The 16,186-nt window shown below is 64.5% G+C and carries 14 protein-coding genes and 3 tRNA genes; 15 read left to right on the forward strand and 2 right to left on the reverse strand.

Features of this window, described 5'->3' with window-relative positions:
* The first annotated feature begins 2 nt into the window (after window positions 1-2).
* Complete coding sequence (gene dnaG, locus LJ760_RS16550) at window positions 3-2,048, forward strand: DNA primase (protein ID WP_227924424.1); 2,046 nt, start codon at window positions 3-5, stop codon at window positions 2,046-2,048.
* Between the two features lie 73 nt (window positions 2,049-2,121).
* Window positions 2,122-2,194, forward strand: a tRNA-Asn gene (locus tag LJ760_RS16555).
* Between the two features lie 26 nt (window positions 2,195-2,220).
* On the opposite strand, the gene LJ760_RS16560 is transcribed toward LJ760_RS16555, so the two are convergent.
* Window positions 2,221-2,676, reverse strand: coding sequence for an NUDIX domain-containing protein (locus LJ760_RS16560; RefSeq protein WP_227924425.1), 456 nt, complete (start codon window positions 2,674-2,676; stop codon window positions 2,221-2,223).
* A gap of 112 nt (window positions 2,677-2,788) precedes the next feature.
* On the opposite strand from LJ760_RS16560, the gene LJ760_RS16565 reads away from it, so the two are divergent.
* The 9 genes from LJ760_RS16565 (at window position 2,789) to LJ760_RS16605 (ending at window position 11,514) form a co-directional block, all read left to right on the forward strand.
* Window positions 2,789-2,864, forward strand: a tRNA-Asn gene (locus LJ760_RS16565).
* Window positions 2,865-3,265: 401 nt separating this feature from the next.
* Window positions 3,266-4,462, forward strand: coding sequence for an NAD(P)-dependent malic enzyme (locus tag LJ760_RS16570; RefSeq protein WP_227924426.1), 1,197 nt, complete (start codon window positions 3,266-3,268; stop codon window positions 4,460-4,462).
* A 286-nt stretch (window positions 4,463-4,748) separates the two neighbouring features.
* Window positions 4,749-6,185 carry a sugar porter family MFS transporter gene (locus tag LJ760_RS16575; RefSeq protein WP_227924427.1) on the forward strand — a complete coding sequence of 479 codons (1,437 nt, stop codon included), beginning with the start codon at window positions 4,749-4,751 and terminating at the stop codon, window positions 6,183-6,185.
* Between the two features lie 101 nt (window positions 6,186-6,286).
* A complete protein-coding gene (locus LJ760_RS16580) occupies window positions 6,287-7,075 on the forward strand; it encodes a phage holin family protein (protein WP_227924428.1) in 789 nt (262 codons plus the stop codon).
* A 36-nt stretch (window positions 7,076-7,111) separates the two neighbouring features.
* Window positions 7,112-7,753 carry a CDP-alcohol phosphatidyltransferase family protein gene (locus LJ760_RS16585; protein WP_227924429.1) on the forward strand — a complete coding sequence of 214 codons (642 nt, stop codon included), beginning with the start codon at window positions 7,112-7,114 and terminating at the stop codon, window positions 7,751-7,753.
* Between the two features lie 48 nt (window positions 7,754-7,801).
* The gene (locus tag LJ760_RS16590; RefSeq protein ID WP_227924430.1) at window positions 7,802-8,734 is read left to right on the forward strand and encodes a DMT family transporter; all 933 of its coding nucleotides are present in this window, start codon (window positions 7,802-7,804) and stop codon (window positions 8,732-8,734) included.
* Complete coding sequence (locus tag LJ760_RS16595) at window positions 8,731-9,930, forward strand: glycosyltransferase (protein WP_227924431.1); 1,200 nt, start codon at window positions 8,731-8,733, stop codon at window positions 9,928-9,930. The genes LJ760_RS16590 and LJ760_RS16595 overlap by 4 nt, the downstream gene beginning before the upstream one ends.
* A gap of 56 nt (window positions 9,931-9,986) precedes the next feature.
* Window positions 9,987-10,060, forward strand: a tRNA-Ile gene (locus LJ760_RS16600).
* A gap of 269 nt (window positions 10,061-10,329) precedes the next feature.
* Window positions 10,330-11,514: an acyl-CoA dehydrogenase family protein gene (locus LJ760_RS16605; RefSeq protein ID WP_227924432.1), complete on the forward strand. Its 1,185-nt coding sequence runs from the start codon at window positions 10,330-10,332 to the stop codon at window positions 11,512-11,514.
* Window positions 11,515-11,589: 75 nt separating this feature from the next.
* On the opposite strand, the gene LJ760_RS16610 is transcribed toward LJ760_RS16605, so the two are convergent.
* A complete protein-coding gene (locus LJ760_RS16610; protein WP_227924433.1) occupies window positions 11,590-12,132 on the reverse strand; it encodes a M23 family metallopeptidase in 543 nt (180 codons plus the stop codon).
* 452 nt (window positions 12,133-12,584) lie between these two features.
* Between LJ760_RS16610 and rpsB the strand changes: the two genes are divergently transcribed.
* The 4 genes from rpsB (at window position 12,585) to frr (ending at window position 16,125) form a co-directional block, all read left to right on the forward strand.
* The gene (gene rpsB, locus LJ760_RS16615; protein ID WP_227924434.1) at window positions 12,585-13,484 is read left to right on the forward strand and encodes a 30S ribosomal protein S2; all 900 of its coding nucleotides are present in this window, start codon (window positions 12,585-12,587) and stop codon (window positions 13,482-13,484) included.
* Between the two features lie 123 nt (window positions 13,485-13,607).
* The gene (gene tsf, locus LJ760_RS16620; protein WP_227924435.1) at window positions 13,608-14,447 is read left to right on the forward strand and encodes a translation elongation factor Ts; all 840 of its coding nucleotides are present in this window, start codon (window positions 13,608-13,610) and stop codon (window positions 14,445-14,447) included.
* Window positions 14,448-14,586: 139 nt separating this feature from the next.
* The gene (gene pyrH / locus LJ760_RS16625; protein WP_227924436.1) at window positions 14,587-15,318 is read left to right on the forward strand and encodes a UMP kinase; all 732 of its coding nucleotides are present in this window, start codon (window positions 14,587-14,589) and stop codon (window positions 15,316-15,318) included.
* Between the two features lie 249 nt (window positions 15,319-15,567).
* Window positions 15,568-16,125, forward strand: a complete 558-nt coding sequence (frr, locus tag LJ760_RS16630; RefSeq protein ID WP_227924437.1) for a ribosome recycling factor — start codon at window positions 15,568-15,570, stop codon at window positions 16,123-16,125.
* Window positions 16,126-16,186 lie beyond the last annotated feature (61 nt).

Below are 16,186 nucleotides of genomic sequence, written 5' to 3' on the forward strand. Positions count from 1 at the left end.
CTATGGCCGGACTGATCAAGCGTGAAGACATCGATGAAGTGCGGCTGCGCACTGATATCAAGGCCGTGATCGATGGTTATGTGACCCTGAAATCGGCGGGTATCGGCTCCTTCAAGGGGTTGTGCCCTTTCCACGACGAGCGCTCGCCGTCCTTCCATGTCCGTCCGCAGGTGGGCACCTACCACTGCTTCGGCTGCGGTGAGAGCGGCGACGTCATCTCCTTCGTGCAGAAGATGGACCACGGCACCTTCTCCGAAACGGTGGAGAAACTCGCCGCCCGGCTCGGCTACGAACTGCACTACGAAGACGGCGGCACCGGACCCCGCCGCGAAGACGTGGGCAAGCGCCAGCGCCTGCTGGATGCGCACAAGGTAGCGGCAGAGTTCTTCCGCAGCCAGCTCGGCACCCAGCGAGCCGCCGCGGCCCGGAACTTCCTCCAGGAACGCGGCTTCGACCCGGCAGCAGCGGAGCACTTCGGGGTCGGCTATGCCCCGCAGGGCTGGGATTCGCTGCTCAAGCACCTCACGGCCAAGGGCTTCACCCGCGAGGAACTCGCCGAAACCGGAATGTTCTCCACCGGCTCGGACGCCTCCCGGTTCTACGACCGCTTCCGCGGCCGGCTCATCTGGCCTATCCGGGACCTCACCGGCGCCGTTATCGGCTTCGGCGCACGCAAGCTCTACGAAGACGACCAGGGCCCCAAGTACCTCAACACCCCCGAAACGCCGCTTTACAAGAAATCGCAGGTCCTTTACGGCATCGACCTGGCCAAGCGGGACATTGCCAAGACCCGGCAGCTGGTGGTCGTGGAAGGCTACACCGACGTTATGGCGTGCCACCTGGCCGGCATCACCACCGCCGTCGCCACCTGCGGCACTGCCTTCGGCACCGACCACATCAAGATCGCCCGCCGGCTGCTCTCCGACGACGGCACCGGGGGAGAGGTCATCTTCACCTTCGACGGCGACGCCGCGGGACAGAAGGCGGCACTGCGCGCCTTCGAAGAGGACCAGCGGTTCACTGCCCAGACCTACGTGGCCGTGGACCCCAACGGCATGGACCCTTGCGACATCCGCCAGACGCACGGCGACTCCGCGGTTGCCGAACTGATCTCTTCCCGCCGCCCGCTGTTCGAGTTCGCTATCCGCTCCACGCTGCGTAAGTTCGACCTCAACACCGTGGAGGGCCGCGTTTCCGCACTGCGCGCCGCGGCGCCGGTGGTGGCGGACATCCGTGACCCGGCCATGCGGCCCGCGTACGCGCGGGAACTCGCGGGGTGGCTCGGGACCGACGTCGACGACGTCAGCCGTGCGGTCAATGCCGCTGCCAAGCGCGGAACGGCAGGTCCGGGCGGAGACAATGCCGGACAGGCAGCACCGGCAGGGCGGCGCCAGGAAGGGCAGCCGGGGCGGCAGCAATACGGCCAGCGCGGCGGCCAGCAGGGCGGGGGCCAGCAGCAGTACGGCCAGCAGCGTGGGGGCCAGCAGCAGTACGGCCGGCGCGATGAGCAATCGCCGCGGCAGTGGCAGGGGCAGCAGAGCGAGCAGCAGGAGCCGGAGCGTTCATCCGGGTTCAGCCGTCCCAACCCGAATGATCCCGCCGCCCGGATGGAACGGCAGGCGCTGGAAGTCGCCCTGCAGCAGCCGGGCATGCTCGACGCCGGACAGTGGGAACGCTTCAAGGCGGCCCGGTTCACGGTTCCGGCCTACGTGGCTGTCCATGACGCAATCCGTGCTGCCGGTGAAGCCGGAACCGCGCCCGCCGCCTGGGTGGAACGGGTGCGGGAGGAACTGCCGGAGCCGATGCGCGGTTTCGTCAGCGAGCTGGCCGTGACGCCGCTGCCGGCCCGGGACGCCGATGCGCTGGCCCTGTACTGCCGGGACATTTTGAACCGGCTCTTCGAGCTCCAGGTGACGCACCTCAAGGCCGAAAAGCTGGGACAGCTGCAGCGCCTGGATCCGAACGCCGATCCGGAACTGTTCCACCAGCTCAACCGTGAGCTCATGGAGCTGGAGATGCAGCGCCGGGCCCTGCGGGGAGACCAGTAACCGCCCCGATTCCTCCGGCAGGGTGCCGATTTCGTTTCGGCGCAGAATCTCTGTAAAGTAAAACCTGCCGCTTTCCCCCGTAGCTCAATTGGCAGAGCATTCGACTGTTAATCGAAGGGTTACTGGTTCGAGTCCAGTCGGGGGAGCAACTAAGAAGGCCCCTGATCTGCAGCTATGCAGGTCGGGGGTCTTTTTTGTGCTGCCCGAGCCCGCCAAGCATTGCGCCGAGGCCCGCGGCGAGGACGTGGGCCTGGTTCAGCGGCATCCACCAGCAGGTCCAGGCTGCGTGTGGCCCGCCGTGCTCCGGATCCGGCTCGCCGGCGTCCCAGCGGGCGGCCGGATCCATGGACGGAACCTCCAGCAGGAAGAAGTGCCGGGTCGCAATCTCCTGGCGCATCGGCCGCAGGTCGTACCGGGACTCGCCGAGATATGCCGCAACCTTGCCGGGTAATCCGGTTTCCTCCCGCAGCTCGCGGACTGCGGCATCGGCTGGCTTTTCACCGGGCCGGATCGTTCCTGCCGGAACCTGCACGCCCGTGACTTCCAGGGGCACTTCCTTGTGGGTGAAAACCAGCAGGTGGCCCTGCTGCACCGCATAGCAGACGACTTTCCGGACCTGATTGACCATGCGCAACTGTCTCACGGGCCCAGCGTCCGTGGCCCGCCAGCACACCGGAGTGCCTTAAGGGAGGTGTGGTCGGAAGGACCGGGAACTTCCTGTATAGTTGAGGACGCCGCTTTCCCCCGTAGCTCAATTGGCAGAGCATTCGACTGTTAATCGAAGGGTTACTGGTTCGAGTCCAGTCGGGGGAGCCAGCAAAGGGTCTGTGACCGGGTTTTACCCGTGTTGCAGGCCCTTTTTCGTGGGAGCTCCAGCGGCCCTCCCTCGGTTTGTCTGGATCCCCGCACTTTGTCCGGTTTCCTGCGGTGCGCGGCGCAGGGATCTGCACAAAACGCAGGGATGCACCCGCACCCGGGGGATTCGCTCGCGCGCCAAGTTGCAGGCTGGCCCATTCCTGCGCTTACACTGGCAGTCATCGCGCCCGGCAGGGCAGTTCCGGCATCCCCGGGACCCCGCCCCCGGCCGCTAAGGCATCCCATCCTGTTGCCTCTGGCCCGGAGCCCTACGGCTTCCGGTATCCGCCGTCCCTGCGCCCGTTCATCCCGGGCCCGCACGGCGGGACCTTCCCTGGAACCAACAGCTGGAGCACACCGCTATGCCTACACCTGAAACTGCTTCACCCGCGCCCGTCGCCGCCAATTTGAACAGTGCCGATCCCATTACGGCCGAAGAAATCCTTGCCGCGCACGAGGGAGGGAAACTCTCCGTGGAAACCCGGCTGCCGCTGGATTCCAAGCGGGCTCTGTCCATTGCCTACACGCCGGGTGTCGCCCAGGTCAGCCGGGCCATCGCCGCCGACCCGGAACTGGCCGCAACCCACACCTGGGCCTCCCGGCTGGTGGTGGTGGTCAGCGACGGCACCGCCGTCCTGGGGCTGGGGGATATCGGTGCCGCCGCATCCCTGCCGGTGATGGAAGGGAAATCTGCACTCTTCCGCACCTTCGGCGGCCTGAACTCGATTCCGCTGGTGCTGGATACCACCAACGTGGACGAAATCATCGAAACCCTCGTCAGGCTGAGGCCCAGCTACGGAGCCGTGAACCTGGAAGATATCTCCGCGCCGCGCTGCTTCGAACTGGAGCAGCGGTTGATCGAAGCGCTGGACTGCCCTGTAATGCACGACGACCAGCACGGCACCGCCATTGTGGTGCTGGCGGCACTGCGCAATGCCGCCCGGGTGACCGGCCGGGAACTGCGGAACCTGCGGGTGGTGATTTCCGGCGCCGGCGCGGCCGGGGTCGCATGCGCCAACATCCTGCTGGAAGCGGGAATCGCCGACGTCGTTGTGCTGGACTCACAGGGCATCGTTTCGGGTTCCCGGAGCGGGCTCACCAGCATCAAAGCGGATCTGGCTGCCCGGACCAACCCCCGGGGCGTCGACGGCGGCACGGCCGAGGCGCTGAAGGGAGCAGACGTTTTTATCGGCGTCTCCTCAGGAACGGTTTCGGAGGAAGTCCTTTCGGGCATGGCACCCGAGGCCATCATCTTCGCCCTGTCCAACCCCGATCCTGAAGTCCATCCGGACATCGCCCGCCGCCACGCCGCCGTCGTCGCCACCGGCCGCAGCGACTTCCCGAACCAGATCAACAACGTCCTCGCCTTTCCGGGAGTGTTCCGAGGTGCGCTGGACAGCGGCTCCCGTCGGATCACCGCCCGGATGAAGGTTGCCGCGGCTGCGGCAATCGCGAATCTCGTGGGGGAGGACCTGCGGGCGGAATACATCGTCCCCAGCGCGTTGGATCCCCGGGTGGCACCTGCCGTGGCAGCAGCGGTCGCGGCGGCATCAGGATAACCGCCTGCGGTCGGAGCAGCGCCGGGGCCCTGTGAAGTGGACGACATCGGCTATGTTCCCCTTCCACGGTTCCGGCGTCCCGGCGGGGCGCTCCGCCCGGTGCCTGCGCCGGAATTCCAGGGCGGGGACCACCAATCTGCGCGTTTCGATGGGCGCGTATCTGTTGCTGCAGGCGTGCTCCGGCTACCGTGCATGAACAAGCATGCTTAGTGTTGTGCGTAGGCTTAAGTGTTTTGACACCAGTCACGTGTACGCAGCTAGTTGAGTAGAAAAAGAGGAACGGTCGATGGGCGCGACGCAGCCAGGACCTAACAAAGGCGGATCCGAACGGGTGGCCCACCCCGGCAAGGTGATTGGTGTCACCGTTGCCGCAGCGGTGGGCGGATTGCTCTTCGGGTTCGATACCGCAGTGATCAACGGCGCGGTGGATGCCATCGGCGAGGAATTCACCCTCAGCCCGGGCATCCTGGGCTTTACCGTGGCCATCACGCTGCTCGGCTGTGCTGCCGGTGCATGGTTTGCCGGCCAGCTGGCGGACAAGCTGGGCCGCAAATTGGTTATGGTCGGTGCCGCTGTGCTGTTTGCGGCCAACTCCGTGGGCTCGGCACTGGCCTTCTCCGAGTGGGACCTCATGCTCTGGCGGCTGGTCGGCGGCCTGGCCATCGGTACCGCGTCCGTCATCGCCCCCGGCTACATTGCCGAAGTTGCCCCCGCCAAATGGCGCGGCGCGCTGGGTTCAGTCCAGCAGCTGGCAATCACGATCGGCATCTTTGCCGCCCTGCTCTCCGACGCCTTCCTGGCGAACACCGCAGGCAGCGCGCTCGGTGAACTGTGGTGGGGCCTGCCGGCCTGGCGCTGGATGCTGCTGGTCGGCGTCGTCCCCGCCATTGTCTACGGTGTCCTGGCGCTGACCATTCCGGAATCCCCGCAGTACCTGGTCCGGAAAAACCGCGACGCGGAAGCCGCCAAGGTGCTCACCTCCATCTCCGGTGTGACGGATACGGACCGCAAGATCGCCGACATCCGCGACAGCTTCAAGAGCCCGCAGCCGACGTTCCGGGACCTGCGCGGACCCAAGTTCGGCCTGCAGCCCATTCTCTGGGTGGGCATGGCCATCGCCGCGTTCCAGCAGCTGGTCGGCATCAACGCGATCTTCTACTACTCCACCACCCTGTGGAAGTCCGTGGGCTTCAGTGAGAGCGATTCCTTTACGACGTCGGTGATCACCTCGATCGTGAACGTGCTGATGACCCTGGTAGCGATCGCCTTCGTGGACCGCATCGGCCGGCGCAAGCTGCTGATGATCGGCTCCGCCGGTATGTTCGTGGGTTTGCTGGCAGCCACGGTTTCGTTCTTCCAGGCCGTGGACGTAGACGGCGAAGTCTCCCTGCCCGGTATCTGGGGCCCGGTGGCCCTGGTGGGCGCAAACCTCTTCGTGGTCTTCTTTGCGGCCACTTGGGGTCCGGTCATGTGGGTGACGCTGGGCGAGGTCTTCCCGAACAACATCCGGTCCCTGGCCCTGGGCCTGGGCGCCATGGTCAACTGGATCTTCAATTTCATTGTTACCCTTGCCTTCCCGTGGGTCAGCGATAACTTCGGGGTCTGGATTATGTACGCCATCTTTACCGCGTTCGCGGTGCTGTCCTTCTGGTTCGTGAAGACCAAACTTCCCGAGCTGTCCGGCCGCGAGCTCGAGGACCGTGAGGGCCTCGAAACGTCCTGACGCGCAGCTGGTGCGGATGGGCAAACTGATAACGCTGAGGAGAATGGTAATTTGGGGTTATGGCAACGGTGAATACTGAACAGGGGACGGAGGCTGGGCGCATGAACCGCTCCGCTAGCACTCGGACACAGCGAACGGCGGGAAGCTCGTCGCTGGTTGGGCTGGCGAAGGTCATGGCCCGCCTGACGCCGCGTCAGCTGAATGACGAGTTCGCCCTCGCCACAGCCGAAATGAAGCAAAAGGGCATCAAGGCCGGCATTGCTGCGGCCTTTATGGTCGTGGCTCTGCTTATGGTTGCCGCACTGGCCATTTCGCTGCTGGTAGCCGGCATCCTGGCACTGTCGCTGGTCCTGCCGGGCTGGCTGGCCGCCCTGCTGGTCGCCGCACTGTTCCTGGTGATCGCAGGCATCGCCGGACTCATTGGCTACAGCCGCTTCAAGAAGACCCTCCCGCTGCTTCCTGAGGAAGCCATCCGCGGCATCCGCTACGACGTCGGCGTGCTGAAGGAAGGCCGCAGCTTCGATCCGGCCACACTGGACAAGCCCAAGGAACCGAAGGAAAAGAAGGACAAGAAGGCCGAGAAGGACGACAAGCCTGAAGGTCCGAAGCAGCCCACTCCCGAGGAACTGCGCACCCGTGCGCGGCAGCGCCGCGAGCACCTCGCTGCGGTCCGTGACGGGCTCGGCGAGAAGGTGGACGTCAAGGCGCGCATCCAGGAGCTGAAGTCCCGCCGTGCCGCCGCATCCCGCGGCAAGGAAGCCAGCACCGCCGGTCCCTCCACATCCGACGATGTGCTGGCCATGATCAAGGAACGCTGGCAGCCGCTCTCGGTAATGGCCGCCTCCCTGCTGGCACTGCTCCTCATGTCCCGTCGGCTCGCGCGAAAGTAAGCTGTACTCGTACATCTTTGACGAGGGGATCGGACCGTGATCAGATTTATCGGTGCCGGAGCGCGTCCCGATACGGAAATTACCGTATCGGAACGGTTCTGGACCCTACCGAATCTGGTCACGGTCCTTCGCTTTCTCGGCATCCCCCTGTTTGTGCTGTTCATCAGCCAGGACCGCTACGGGAGTGCGTTCCTCACCCTGGTGGCAGTGGGCTGTACCGACTGGATAGACGGCTACCTGGCCCGCCGGCTGAACCAGGTCTCCACTACCGGCCAGTGGCTGGATCCGGTAGCCGACAGGCTGGCACTGATCATTGTGGCCGCCACCTTTGTGGCAGACGGCATCGCGCCGGCCTGGTTGATCCTGAGCATCGCCATCCCCGACGCCGTCCTGATCGCCAATTCGCTCCTGCTGTTCCGGGGCAACCCCGATCTGCCGGTAAGCATCGTCGGCAAAATCCGCACCGCGTTGCTGCTGCTGGGTGCGCCCCTGCTGCTGCTGGAACGGGTGGAGGGATTTGACCATCACTGGCTCTTGGCGGCCGGTTCCGCCGTACTGGCACTGGGCTGCATCGGTCACGTGGCGGCGGCCGCCGGATACCTCGTGGCTGCGTGGCGTAAATACCTGCACCAGCGCGAGCATGTACCGGCCGGAACCGGGACCGGCCATGCACCCTAGGGCACACTCCGTTTCCCCGCACTGCACGGCAGCTCCTGGACCGGGCCGATGGTAGGGATCGCCGTAGCCTGCGCCTTGGCCAGCGCATTTTTCCTTGCCTTCGGTGCCCAGCGCCAAGGCAGCGCCGTCAAGGCGGACACTGGCGGCCTGGGCCTGAACTCCTCCCAGATCAGCCGCCTGCTGCGCAACCCCCGCTGGCTTTTCGGGCTTTTGCTGCTGGGGACGGGCATGGCCCTGAACGTGGCTGCACTGTCAATGGCTCCCCTGACGGTGGTGCAGCCGATTGGTTCCATCGCACTGGTCATCACGACAGTCGTGAATTCACGGGACCAGGGCCTGCACATGAACCGCATTACGGTCGCGGCCATTACTGCGTGCGTTGCCGGCAGCATGCTTTTTGTGTCGCTGGCCATCATGGTCACCCGCTCAGAGCAGGTAGTGGAGCCGCGGCAGGAAGTGACTATTGTCCTCATCCTCGCCGTCGTCGTGATCTTCTTCGGCAGCCTGAACGTGTTTTTCGGCAAGCGGCTCCGGGCCATCGTGCACATCCTCGGCGCCGGCATCCTGTTCGGCTTCGTTGCCGTCCTGACCAAGGTTATAGCCGGGGACCTGCTCAACCCGAACGGCCGGTTCCTCCTGAACGTGCCCTGGTACACCATCGTGGCGATCGCCGCTGCCGGTGCGCTTGGTTCCTGGTTCGTGCAGAACGCCTACTCGAGCGGCCCGCCGGACCTGGTGATTGCGGGGCTGACGGTAATCGACCCCATGGTGGGAATCGCCATCGGCATTGGAGTCCTGCACGAATTGCGGCCGGATGTTCCCGCCGTCGCCGCGGTGGCCATGTCCGTGGCGGCCCTGATTGCTATTGTTGGGGTCGTTGCCCTCTCGAGGTATCACCCTGACGTTATTCAACGTCGGAACGAAGAGCGGAGGCGGCAGAAGCCGGCCTCAAAGAATCCGAAAGCAGGACCTACAACGTGACCGACGCCCCGGTAGACAAACCGCTGACTGTCCTCATCGCTTGTGACACTTATCCTCCCCACCTGAACGGCGCCGCGCAGTTCGGCTACCGGCTGGCCCGGGGGATGCACGGGCGTGGGCACAACGTCCACGTACTGGCTCCCAATGATGTCAACGGCGGCAGCCGAAGCGACCTTGAGGGAGAGTGGCCGGTCCACCGGCTCCGTTCCCACGGGGTTCCTACCCATGAATACTGGCGGATCTGCCTGCCCTGGGAGATCAAGAAGGAAATTGCGCTGCTGTTCGACCGGGTGCAGCCCGACGTCGTGCACATCCAGTGCCACTACATGGTGGGGGAGTACACGCTCTACGAAGCCCGTAAGCGCGGTATCCGCGTCATCGCGACGAACCACTTCATGCCGGAAAACCTGGATCCGTTCCTGCCCTTCCCTAAATGGGTCAAGCGGATTGTCGCGACCAACTCCTGGAAAGACATGGGCAAGGTCATGGGCCAGGCCCACGTGGTCACTACGCCGACGCCGCTGGCTGCCGAGGCGATGTACCGCCACGCCTTCCTGCACGACGTGATGCCGTTGTCCAACGGTATTGACGCGTCGGTTTACGAGCTCCGTGACGGAGAGCAGATTCCCCCGCACGAAGCGCCCACGGTTCTGTTTGTCGGCCGGCTGGCCGAGGAGAAGCACGTGGATGTGCTGATTGACGCCGTAGCGAAGACTCCGGCCCACCTCGGAGTGCGGGCGGAAATCATCGGCGGCGGCGAAGTCCGTCCCGGGCTGGAAGCCCAGGTGCAGCGGCTGGGATTGCAGGACCGGGTGGTCTTCCGCGGACTGGTTTCCGATGAAGAACTGCGCGAGGCGTACCTCAAAGCCGACCTGTTCTGCATGCCGGGTACCGCCGAGCTTCAGTCGCTGGTGACGCTGGAGGCGATGTCGGCGTCGAAACCGGTGCTGCTGGCCGATGCGATGGCGTTGCCGCACCTTGTGGACAAGGGGCGCAACGGCTACCTGTTTACGCCGGGAGACAGCTCGGAGCTTGCCGGGCGCATCACGGAAATCCTGGAGCTGCCCGCCGACGAGCGGGCGAAGATGGGCCGGACCAGCCGCGAGATGGTGGACCGGCACAGCCTGGAAGCCACGTTGTCCACCTTTGAAGATCTCTACCGCGGGGATCCGGGGAAACGCGTGAACGCGGGCTGATTGGTTGTCCAGTCCCCGGACCCACTAGGATGGCATCGTTGCCTTCTTGGGCACCCGGGGCTGTAGCTCAGCTGGTCAGAGCAGCGGACTCATAATCCGTGGGTCGTGGGTTCAAGCCCCACCAGCCCTACCCGAAACGGATCGGACGAACGTCCCGGTCCGCCTTAGTAAACGCCCCTGTCTTCGGACCGGGGCGTTTCCTTTTGCCTGGACATGATTCGCCGGAGGCGCCCCGTAGGCCCGCTATCTGTACTCCCAGTGGGCCTAAGCAGACACACGCCGGCGAGGCAATTTTCCGCAGACGTTGTGATCGTTGTTACTGGTGGGTAACATGGGCTCAGCCGGTTCCCGGATGGGCACCAGCGGATCACCGATGATCAGCAGCGAAGGACATTCTCCATGGCACTTATCGACGTCGACAACCTTCCGTACCCGGACGGCGACTTCTACGCATTCGAAGACCTGCTCACCGACAAGGAGCGCGACCGCTTGCACGAGATCCGTGCCTGGCTCGCCGCCGAGGTCAAGCCGCATGCCGCTGATTGGTGGAACGCCGGGGAATTCCCGCACCACATGATCCCCAAGATTGCCGAACTGGACGTTATGAGCCCGGTTTACCGACAGGGCTACTCCAACCTTTTCGCGGGTCTTTGCCATGCCGAGATCACCCGTGCCGACACGTCCTTCGCCACCTTCCTGGGTGTCCATGACGGTCTCTTCACCGGCTCCATCGAGGCACTGGCCTCCGAGGAGCAGAAGGCAGCCTGGCTGCCGGACATCTACGCCATGAAGAAGATCGGCGCCTTCGGCCTGACGGAGCCGCTGGGCGGTTCCGACGTTGCCGGCGGCACCCGCACTACCGCCCGCCGCGAGGGGGACAACTGGATCCTCAACGGTGAAAAGCGCTGGATCGGCAATGCGACCTTCTCCGACTGGGTGGTCATTTACGCCCGCGACCTCGAGGACAACCAGGTCAAGGGTTTCCTGGTCGACACCAAGACCCCCGGCTACACGGCGACGAAGATCGAAAACAAGATCGCCCTGCGCACGGTCCAGAACGCTGACATTGTCCTCGACAACGTAGTGGTGAGTGACGACTTCCACCTCAAGGGCGCAAACAGCTTCCGCGACACCAACAAGGTCCTGAAGGTTACCCGCCTGGCCGTGGCCTGGCAGGCCGTAGGCCAGCAGATGGCTGCCTTCGACGTCGCCCGCAAGTACGCGGTCGAGCGCAAGCAGTTCGGCAAGCCGCTGGCATCCTTCCAGCTGGTGCAGGAACAGCTGGTGAAGATCCTGGGCAACACCGTCGCCTCGCTGGGCATGATGGTCCGCCTGGCGCAGCTCGAAGACCTCGGGCAGGCCAAGGATGAGCAGTCCGCCCTCGCCAAGGCCTTCACCACTGCCCGTATGCGCGAGTCCGTTGCCTTGGGTCGCAGCATCCTGGGCGGAAACGGCATTGTCACCGACTTCGGCATGGCTAAGATCTTCGCTGACGCCGAGGCCATCTACTCGTACGAAGGCACGTACGAGATCAATACTCTGGTCACCGGACGGGCGATCACCGGAGTGGCTGCGTTCGTATAGCCCCTTTCGGAATCAACGTCCGCTAGACCAGCAAAGAACCCCGGCCGGATCCTGCAAAGGGTCCGGCCGGGACGTTTAACCGGGGTCTGAAGTCGGCGGGATCGTCGGAGGCACCGGAAGGAGGATCGAGGGCCGGCGGTCGGTCACATAGTTGAGCGGATCCACGTAGTCCCCGTCCAGCCGGACGCCCCAATGCACGCATCCCGGACCGCAGTGCGGACCCGATCGGACGGAACCTGCCACCGTGCCCTTTGACACTGCGGTGCCCACCGGCACGGACGCCTCGACGGGTTCGAAACTGCTCAACAAGCCGCCTCCGTGGTCAATGGTCAGGACCGGCCGGTCCACCACCCGGCGGGCAAAAACGACGCGCCCGTCCGCAGGGGCCAGGACCCCGGCGCCCTCGGCCGCGGCGACGTCGATACCGCGGTGCCCCGCCAGCCAGGGCTGTGCCGGGGGATCGAAGGACCTCAGGAGGGAAGGTTCCGGGTTCAGGGGCCAGGTCCAGGGCGGGGAATAGGCCGACGCGGTGACAGCGGACTGCGGGTCGACTGCCACCGACGCGGGGGCAAGGACGGTCAAAATCGCCGCGAGGGGCAGGGCGGGTGTTCGCTTCATGGAGCAACCCTGCGTCCGCGCGGGCTCCAGTTGCCGATTTCCCGGGCGCCGTGGTCGAAGTCCGGCTGCGGAAGACGGGTGGGGAGGAAAGGTTGACACCGGATGGCAGGGGCCCGGCGCTGTAGTACACTTGACGGAGCAGCTTGCTGTGCCATGGGACCTGCCCGGACGTTTTAGTCCAGGTTCGGTCTCGGGTTTGTCCGGCCGGATTCAGTCCGGCGGTTCGGCCCACAGGCATGGAGGCTGACTACGCGTATCCCAATTATCCCCGTCACCGGGGGTGCATCTCCAACGGTCCGGCAACGTCGGCAGGGGAAGCATGCCGCAGCTCCTACGGGGCAGCGGCTGATGGATACCAGGAGCTTCGCCCGCCCGGGCGTACAGCTAAAACCGTCAATTGGCAGTAGGACCAGTGCGCCGTGCGCACGGCTGCTGCCGGAAGGAGTGACGACATGCCCGTCGTTACAATGCGCCAGCTGCTCGACAGCGGCGTTCACTTTGGTCACCAGACCCGCCGTTGGAACCCGAAGATGAAGCGTTTCATCTTCACCGAGCGCAACGGCATCTACATCATTGACCTGCAGCAGTCGCTGTCCTACATCGACCGTGCATTCGAGTTCGTCAAGGCCACTGTTGCCCACGGCGGAACCGTACTGTTCGTCGGTACCAAGAAGCAGGCACAGGAAGCCATCGCCGAGCAGGCCACCCGTGTTGGCCAGCCGTACGTGAACCAGCGCTGGCTCGGTGGCATGCTCACCAACTTCCAGACTGTCGCCAAGCGGATCCAGCGCATGAAGGAACTCGAAGAGATCAACTTCGAGGACGTCGCTTCCTCCGGCCACACGAAGAAGGAGCTCCTGCTTCTCCGTCGTGAACTGACCAAGCTGGAAACCAACCTCGGCGGCATCCGCAACCTGACCAAGGCTCCGTCCCTGCTCTGGATTGTTGACACGCAGAAGGAACACCTCGCCATTGACGAGGCCAAGAAGCTGAACATCCCCGTTGTTGCCATCCTGGACAGCAACTGCGATCCGGACGACGTCGACTTCCCGATCCCGGGTAACGACGACGCCATCCGCTCCGTCAACCTGCTGACCCGCGTCATTGCCGACGCCGTGGCCGAGGGCCTGATCGTCCGCCACAACAAGTCCGGCAACACGGAAGCCCCGGCCGAGCCGCTGGCCGAGTGGGAGCGCGAGCTCCTCGAGGGTGCTGCTGAGACCCCGGCCGCTGACGCCGCTGCTGAAGCTCCCGCTGCTGAAGCCGCTCCGGCCGCTGAAGCTGCTGAGGCTCCCGCCGCTGATGTCGACGCCATCGTTGACGCCCCGGCCGCTGAAGTAACCGAGAAGTAAAGAACGTATTTCCTTAGTCCGGGGGATCCCCTGGACATGGGTTGTGGTGCGGCTGGCCGGTTTACCGGCCAGCCGCACTGGCAGAACCGCACCAATACTTATTACGGGAGGACTGGAGTCCAAATGGCGAACTACACTGCTGCTGATATCAAGGCACTGCGCGAGCGCACCGGCGCAGGCATGATGGATGTAAAGAAGGCTCTGGACGAGGCCAACGGCGATGCCGACAAGGCCATGGAGCTTATCCGCATCAAGGGCCTGAAGGGCGCGACCAAGCGTGAAGGCCGTTCCACCGCTGAAGGCCTGGTTGCCGCCAAGGTCATCGACGGCACGGTTGGCGTCATGATCGAGCTGAACTGCGAGACCGACTTCGTTGCCAAGTCCCCGAAGTTCATCGAACTGGCTGACAAGGTCCTGGCCGCTGCAGTTGAATCTGCTGCTGCCGACGCCGAATCCCTCCTCGCCTACAACGTTGACGGCAAGCCGCTGTCCGAGGTTGTTGTCGAAGAAGGCGCCATCCTGGGCGAGAAGGTTGTCGTCCGCCGCGTGGCACGCATCGAAGGCAAGACCGTCGACGCGTACCTGCACAAGACCTCCAAGGATCTTCCGGCACAGGTCGGCGTGCTGTTCGCCGTTGACGGCGAAGGCGCAGAAGCTGCCACCGCCGCCCACGACATCGCCGTGCACACCGCTGCATACGCTCCGACCTACCTGACCCGCGACGAAGTTCCGGCAGAGACGGTCGAGAACGAACGCCGCATTGCAGACGAGACGGCACGCGCAGAGGGCAAGCCCGAGGGCGCACTGCCGAAGATCGTCGAAGGCCGCCTGACCGGTTTCTTCAAGGAAATCGTCCTGGTGGACCAGCCGTTCGCCAAGGACGCCAAGAAGACCGTGGGCAAGGTTCTCGAAGAAGCCGCTGTTGCACCGGCAGGTTTCGCCCGCTTCCGTGTAGGCGCCTAATTAGTTAGGTAACAACGGTTTCGACGGAAACGTCATCATGGCAAAGGGGGTGGTCACCACGGGTGACCACCCCTTTTCTCTGCCCAGAACAGCTCACTAGTCTTAAAAGCAGCACCAGCACCTATGCCCGGGAGGCACAATGGCCCACGTATTGAAAGAAACCGATTCCCCGCGACGACGCGTCCTGCTGAAGCTCTCAGGAGAGGTATTCGGCGGCGGCAAACTCGGTGTGGATCCGGATACCGTGCGGGCAGTGGCCAAGCAGATCGCTGCGACCGTGGGCGAGGTTGAGGTGGCCATCGTCGTCGGCGGCGGCAACTTCTTCCGCGGCGCGGAGCTGTCCACCAGCGGCATGGACCGCTCCCGTGCGGACTACATGGGCATGCTCGGCACAGTAATGAACTGCCTGGCACTGCAGGACTTCCTGGAGCAGGCCGGCGTCGAGACCCGCGTCCAGAGCGCCATCACCATGGGACAGGTGGCTGAGGCTTACATTCCGCGGCGCGCCATCCGGCACCTGGAAAAGGGCCGTGTGGTCATCTTCGGTGCCGGCGCAGGCCTGCCGTACTTCTCCACCGACACGGTAGCCGCCCAGCGGGCGCTGGAAGTGCACGCAGACGAGGTGCTGATGGCCAAGAGCGGCGTAGACGGTGTCTACACCGCCGATCCGAACAAGGATTCCAGCGCGGTACGGCTGGAGACCCTGACGTACGACGACGCCCTGCGCCAGGACATCCGCGTTATGGACCAGACGGCCATGACCATGTGCAAGGACAACGACCTGAACATGGTTGTGTTCGGCATGGAGGGTGAAGGCAACGTTACCCGCGCCCTCCGCGGCGAGAAGATCGGCACCATCGTTTCCAACTAACTCTGGAGCGACATGCGGGGTGGCCGCCCCGCCGCCCGTAGGGGCCTGGAGGAAGGCGGCTTTAAATTCCGGAGGCCGCCTGCGGCCGAGGGGATTTCGTTGCCGCCGTTCCAGGTCCCGCAGGGTGCGGGTTCCCTACACCTCGCAGGCTCGGTGCAGGGAACCCGCACCCTTTTGGCTTAGGATGATAGAAGAGTCCGGCCACTAAGCCGACAGCGCTTGGTGGACACTGTTTTATGAGGAGAGACCGTGATCGAAGACACCTTGAAAGAGGCCGCCGACAAGATGGACAAGGCGGTGGAAGTTGCTAAGGAGGACTTCTCCTCCGTCCGCACAGGCCGCGCCAACCCGGCGCTGTTCAACCGGGTGCTGGTGGACTACTACGGTTCCCCGACGCAGCTGCAGCAGCTGGCATCCTTCGCCACCCCTGACGCCCGCACCCTGCTCATCACCCCCTACGATGTCAGCGCGCTGCGCGCCATCGAGCGGGCACTGAGCGACTCCGAGGTCGGCGCCAACCCGTCCAACGACGGTAAGGTCATCCGGGTCATCATGCCCGAGCTGACACAGGACCGCCGTAAGGAATACGTCAAGATTGTCCGCGGCAAGGCCGAGGACGCCAAGGTTTCCGTCCGCAACATCCGCCGCAAGGCCAAGGACGGCATTGACCGCCTGGTGAAGGACAGCGAAGTGGGCGAGGACGACGGCGCGCGTGCCGAAAAGGATCTCGATGCACTGACCAAGGCGCACACGGATTCCATTGACGAGCTCCTCAAGCGCAAGGAAGCCGAGCTTCTCGAGGTCTGATGAGTAACGCCCAGCCTCCCACCCAGGCTGGCGGTTCACCGTCCGTCGAGACAGTTCCGGC

The organism is Arthrobacter sp. zg-Y895, assembly GCF_020731025.1.
Taxonomy (GTDB): domain Bacteria; phylum Actinomycetota; class Actinomycetes; order Actinomycetales; family Micrococcaceae; genus Arthrobacter_B.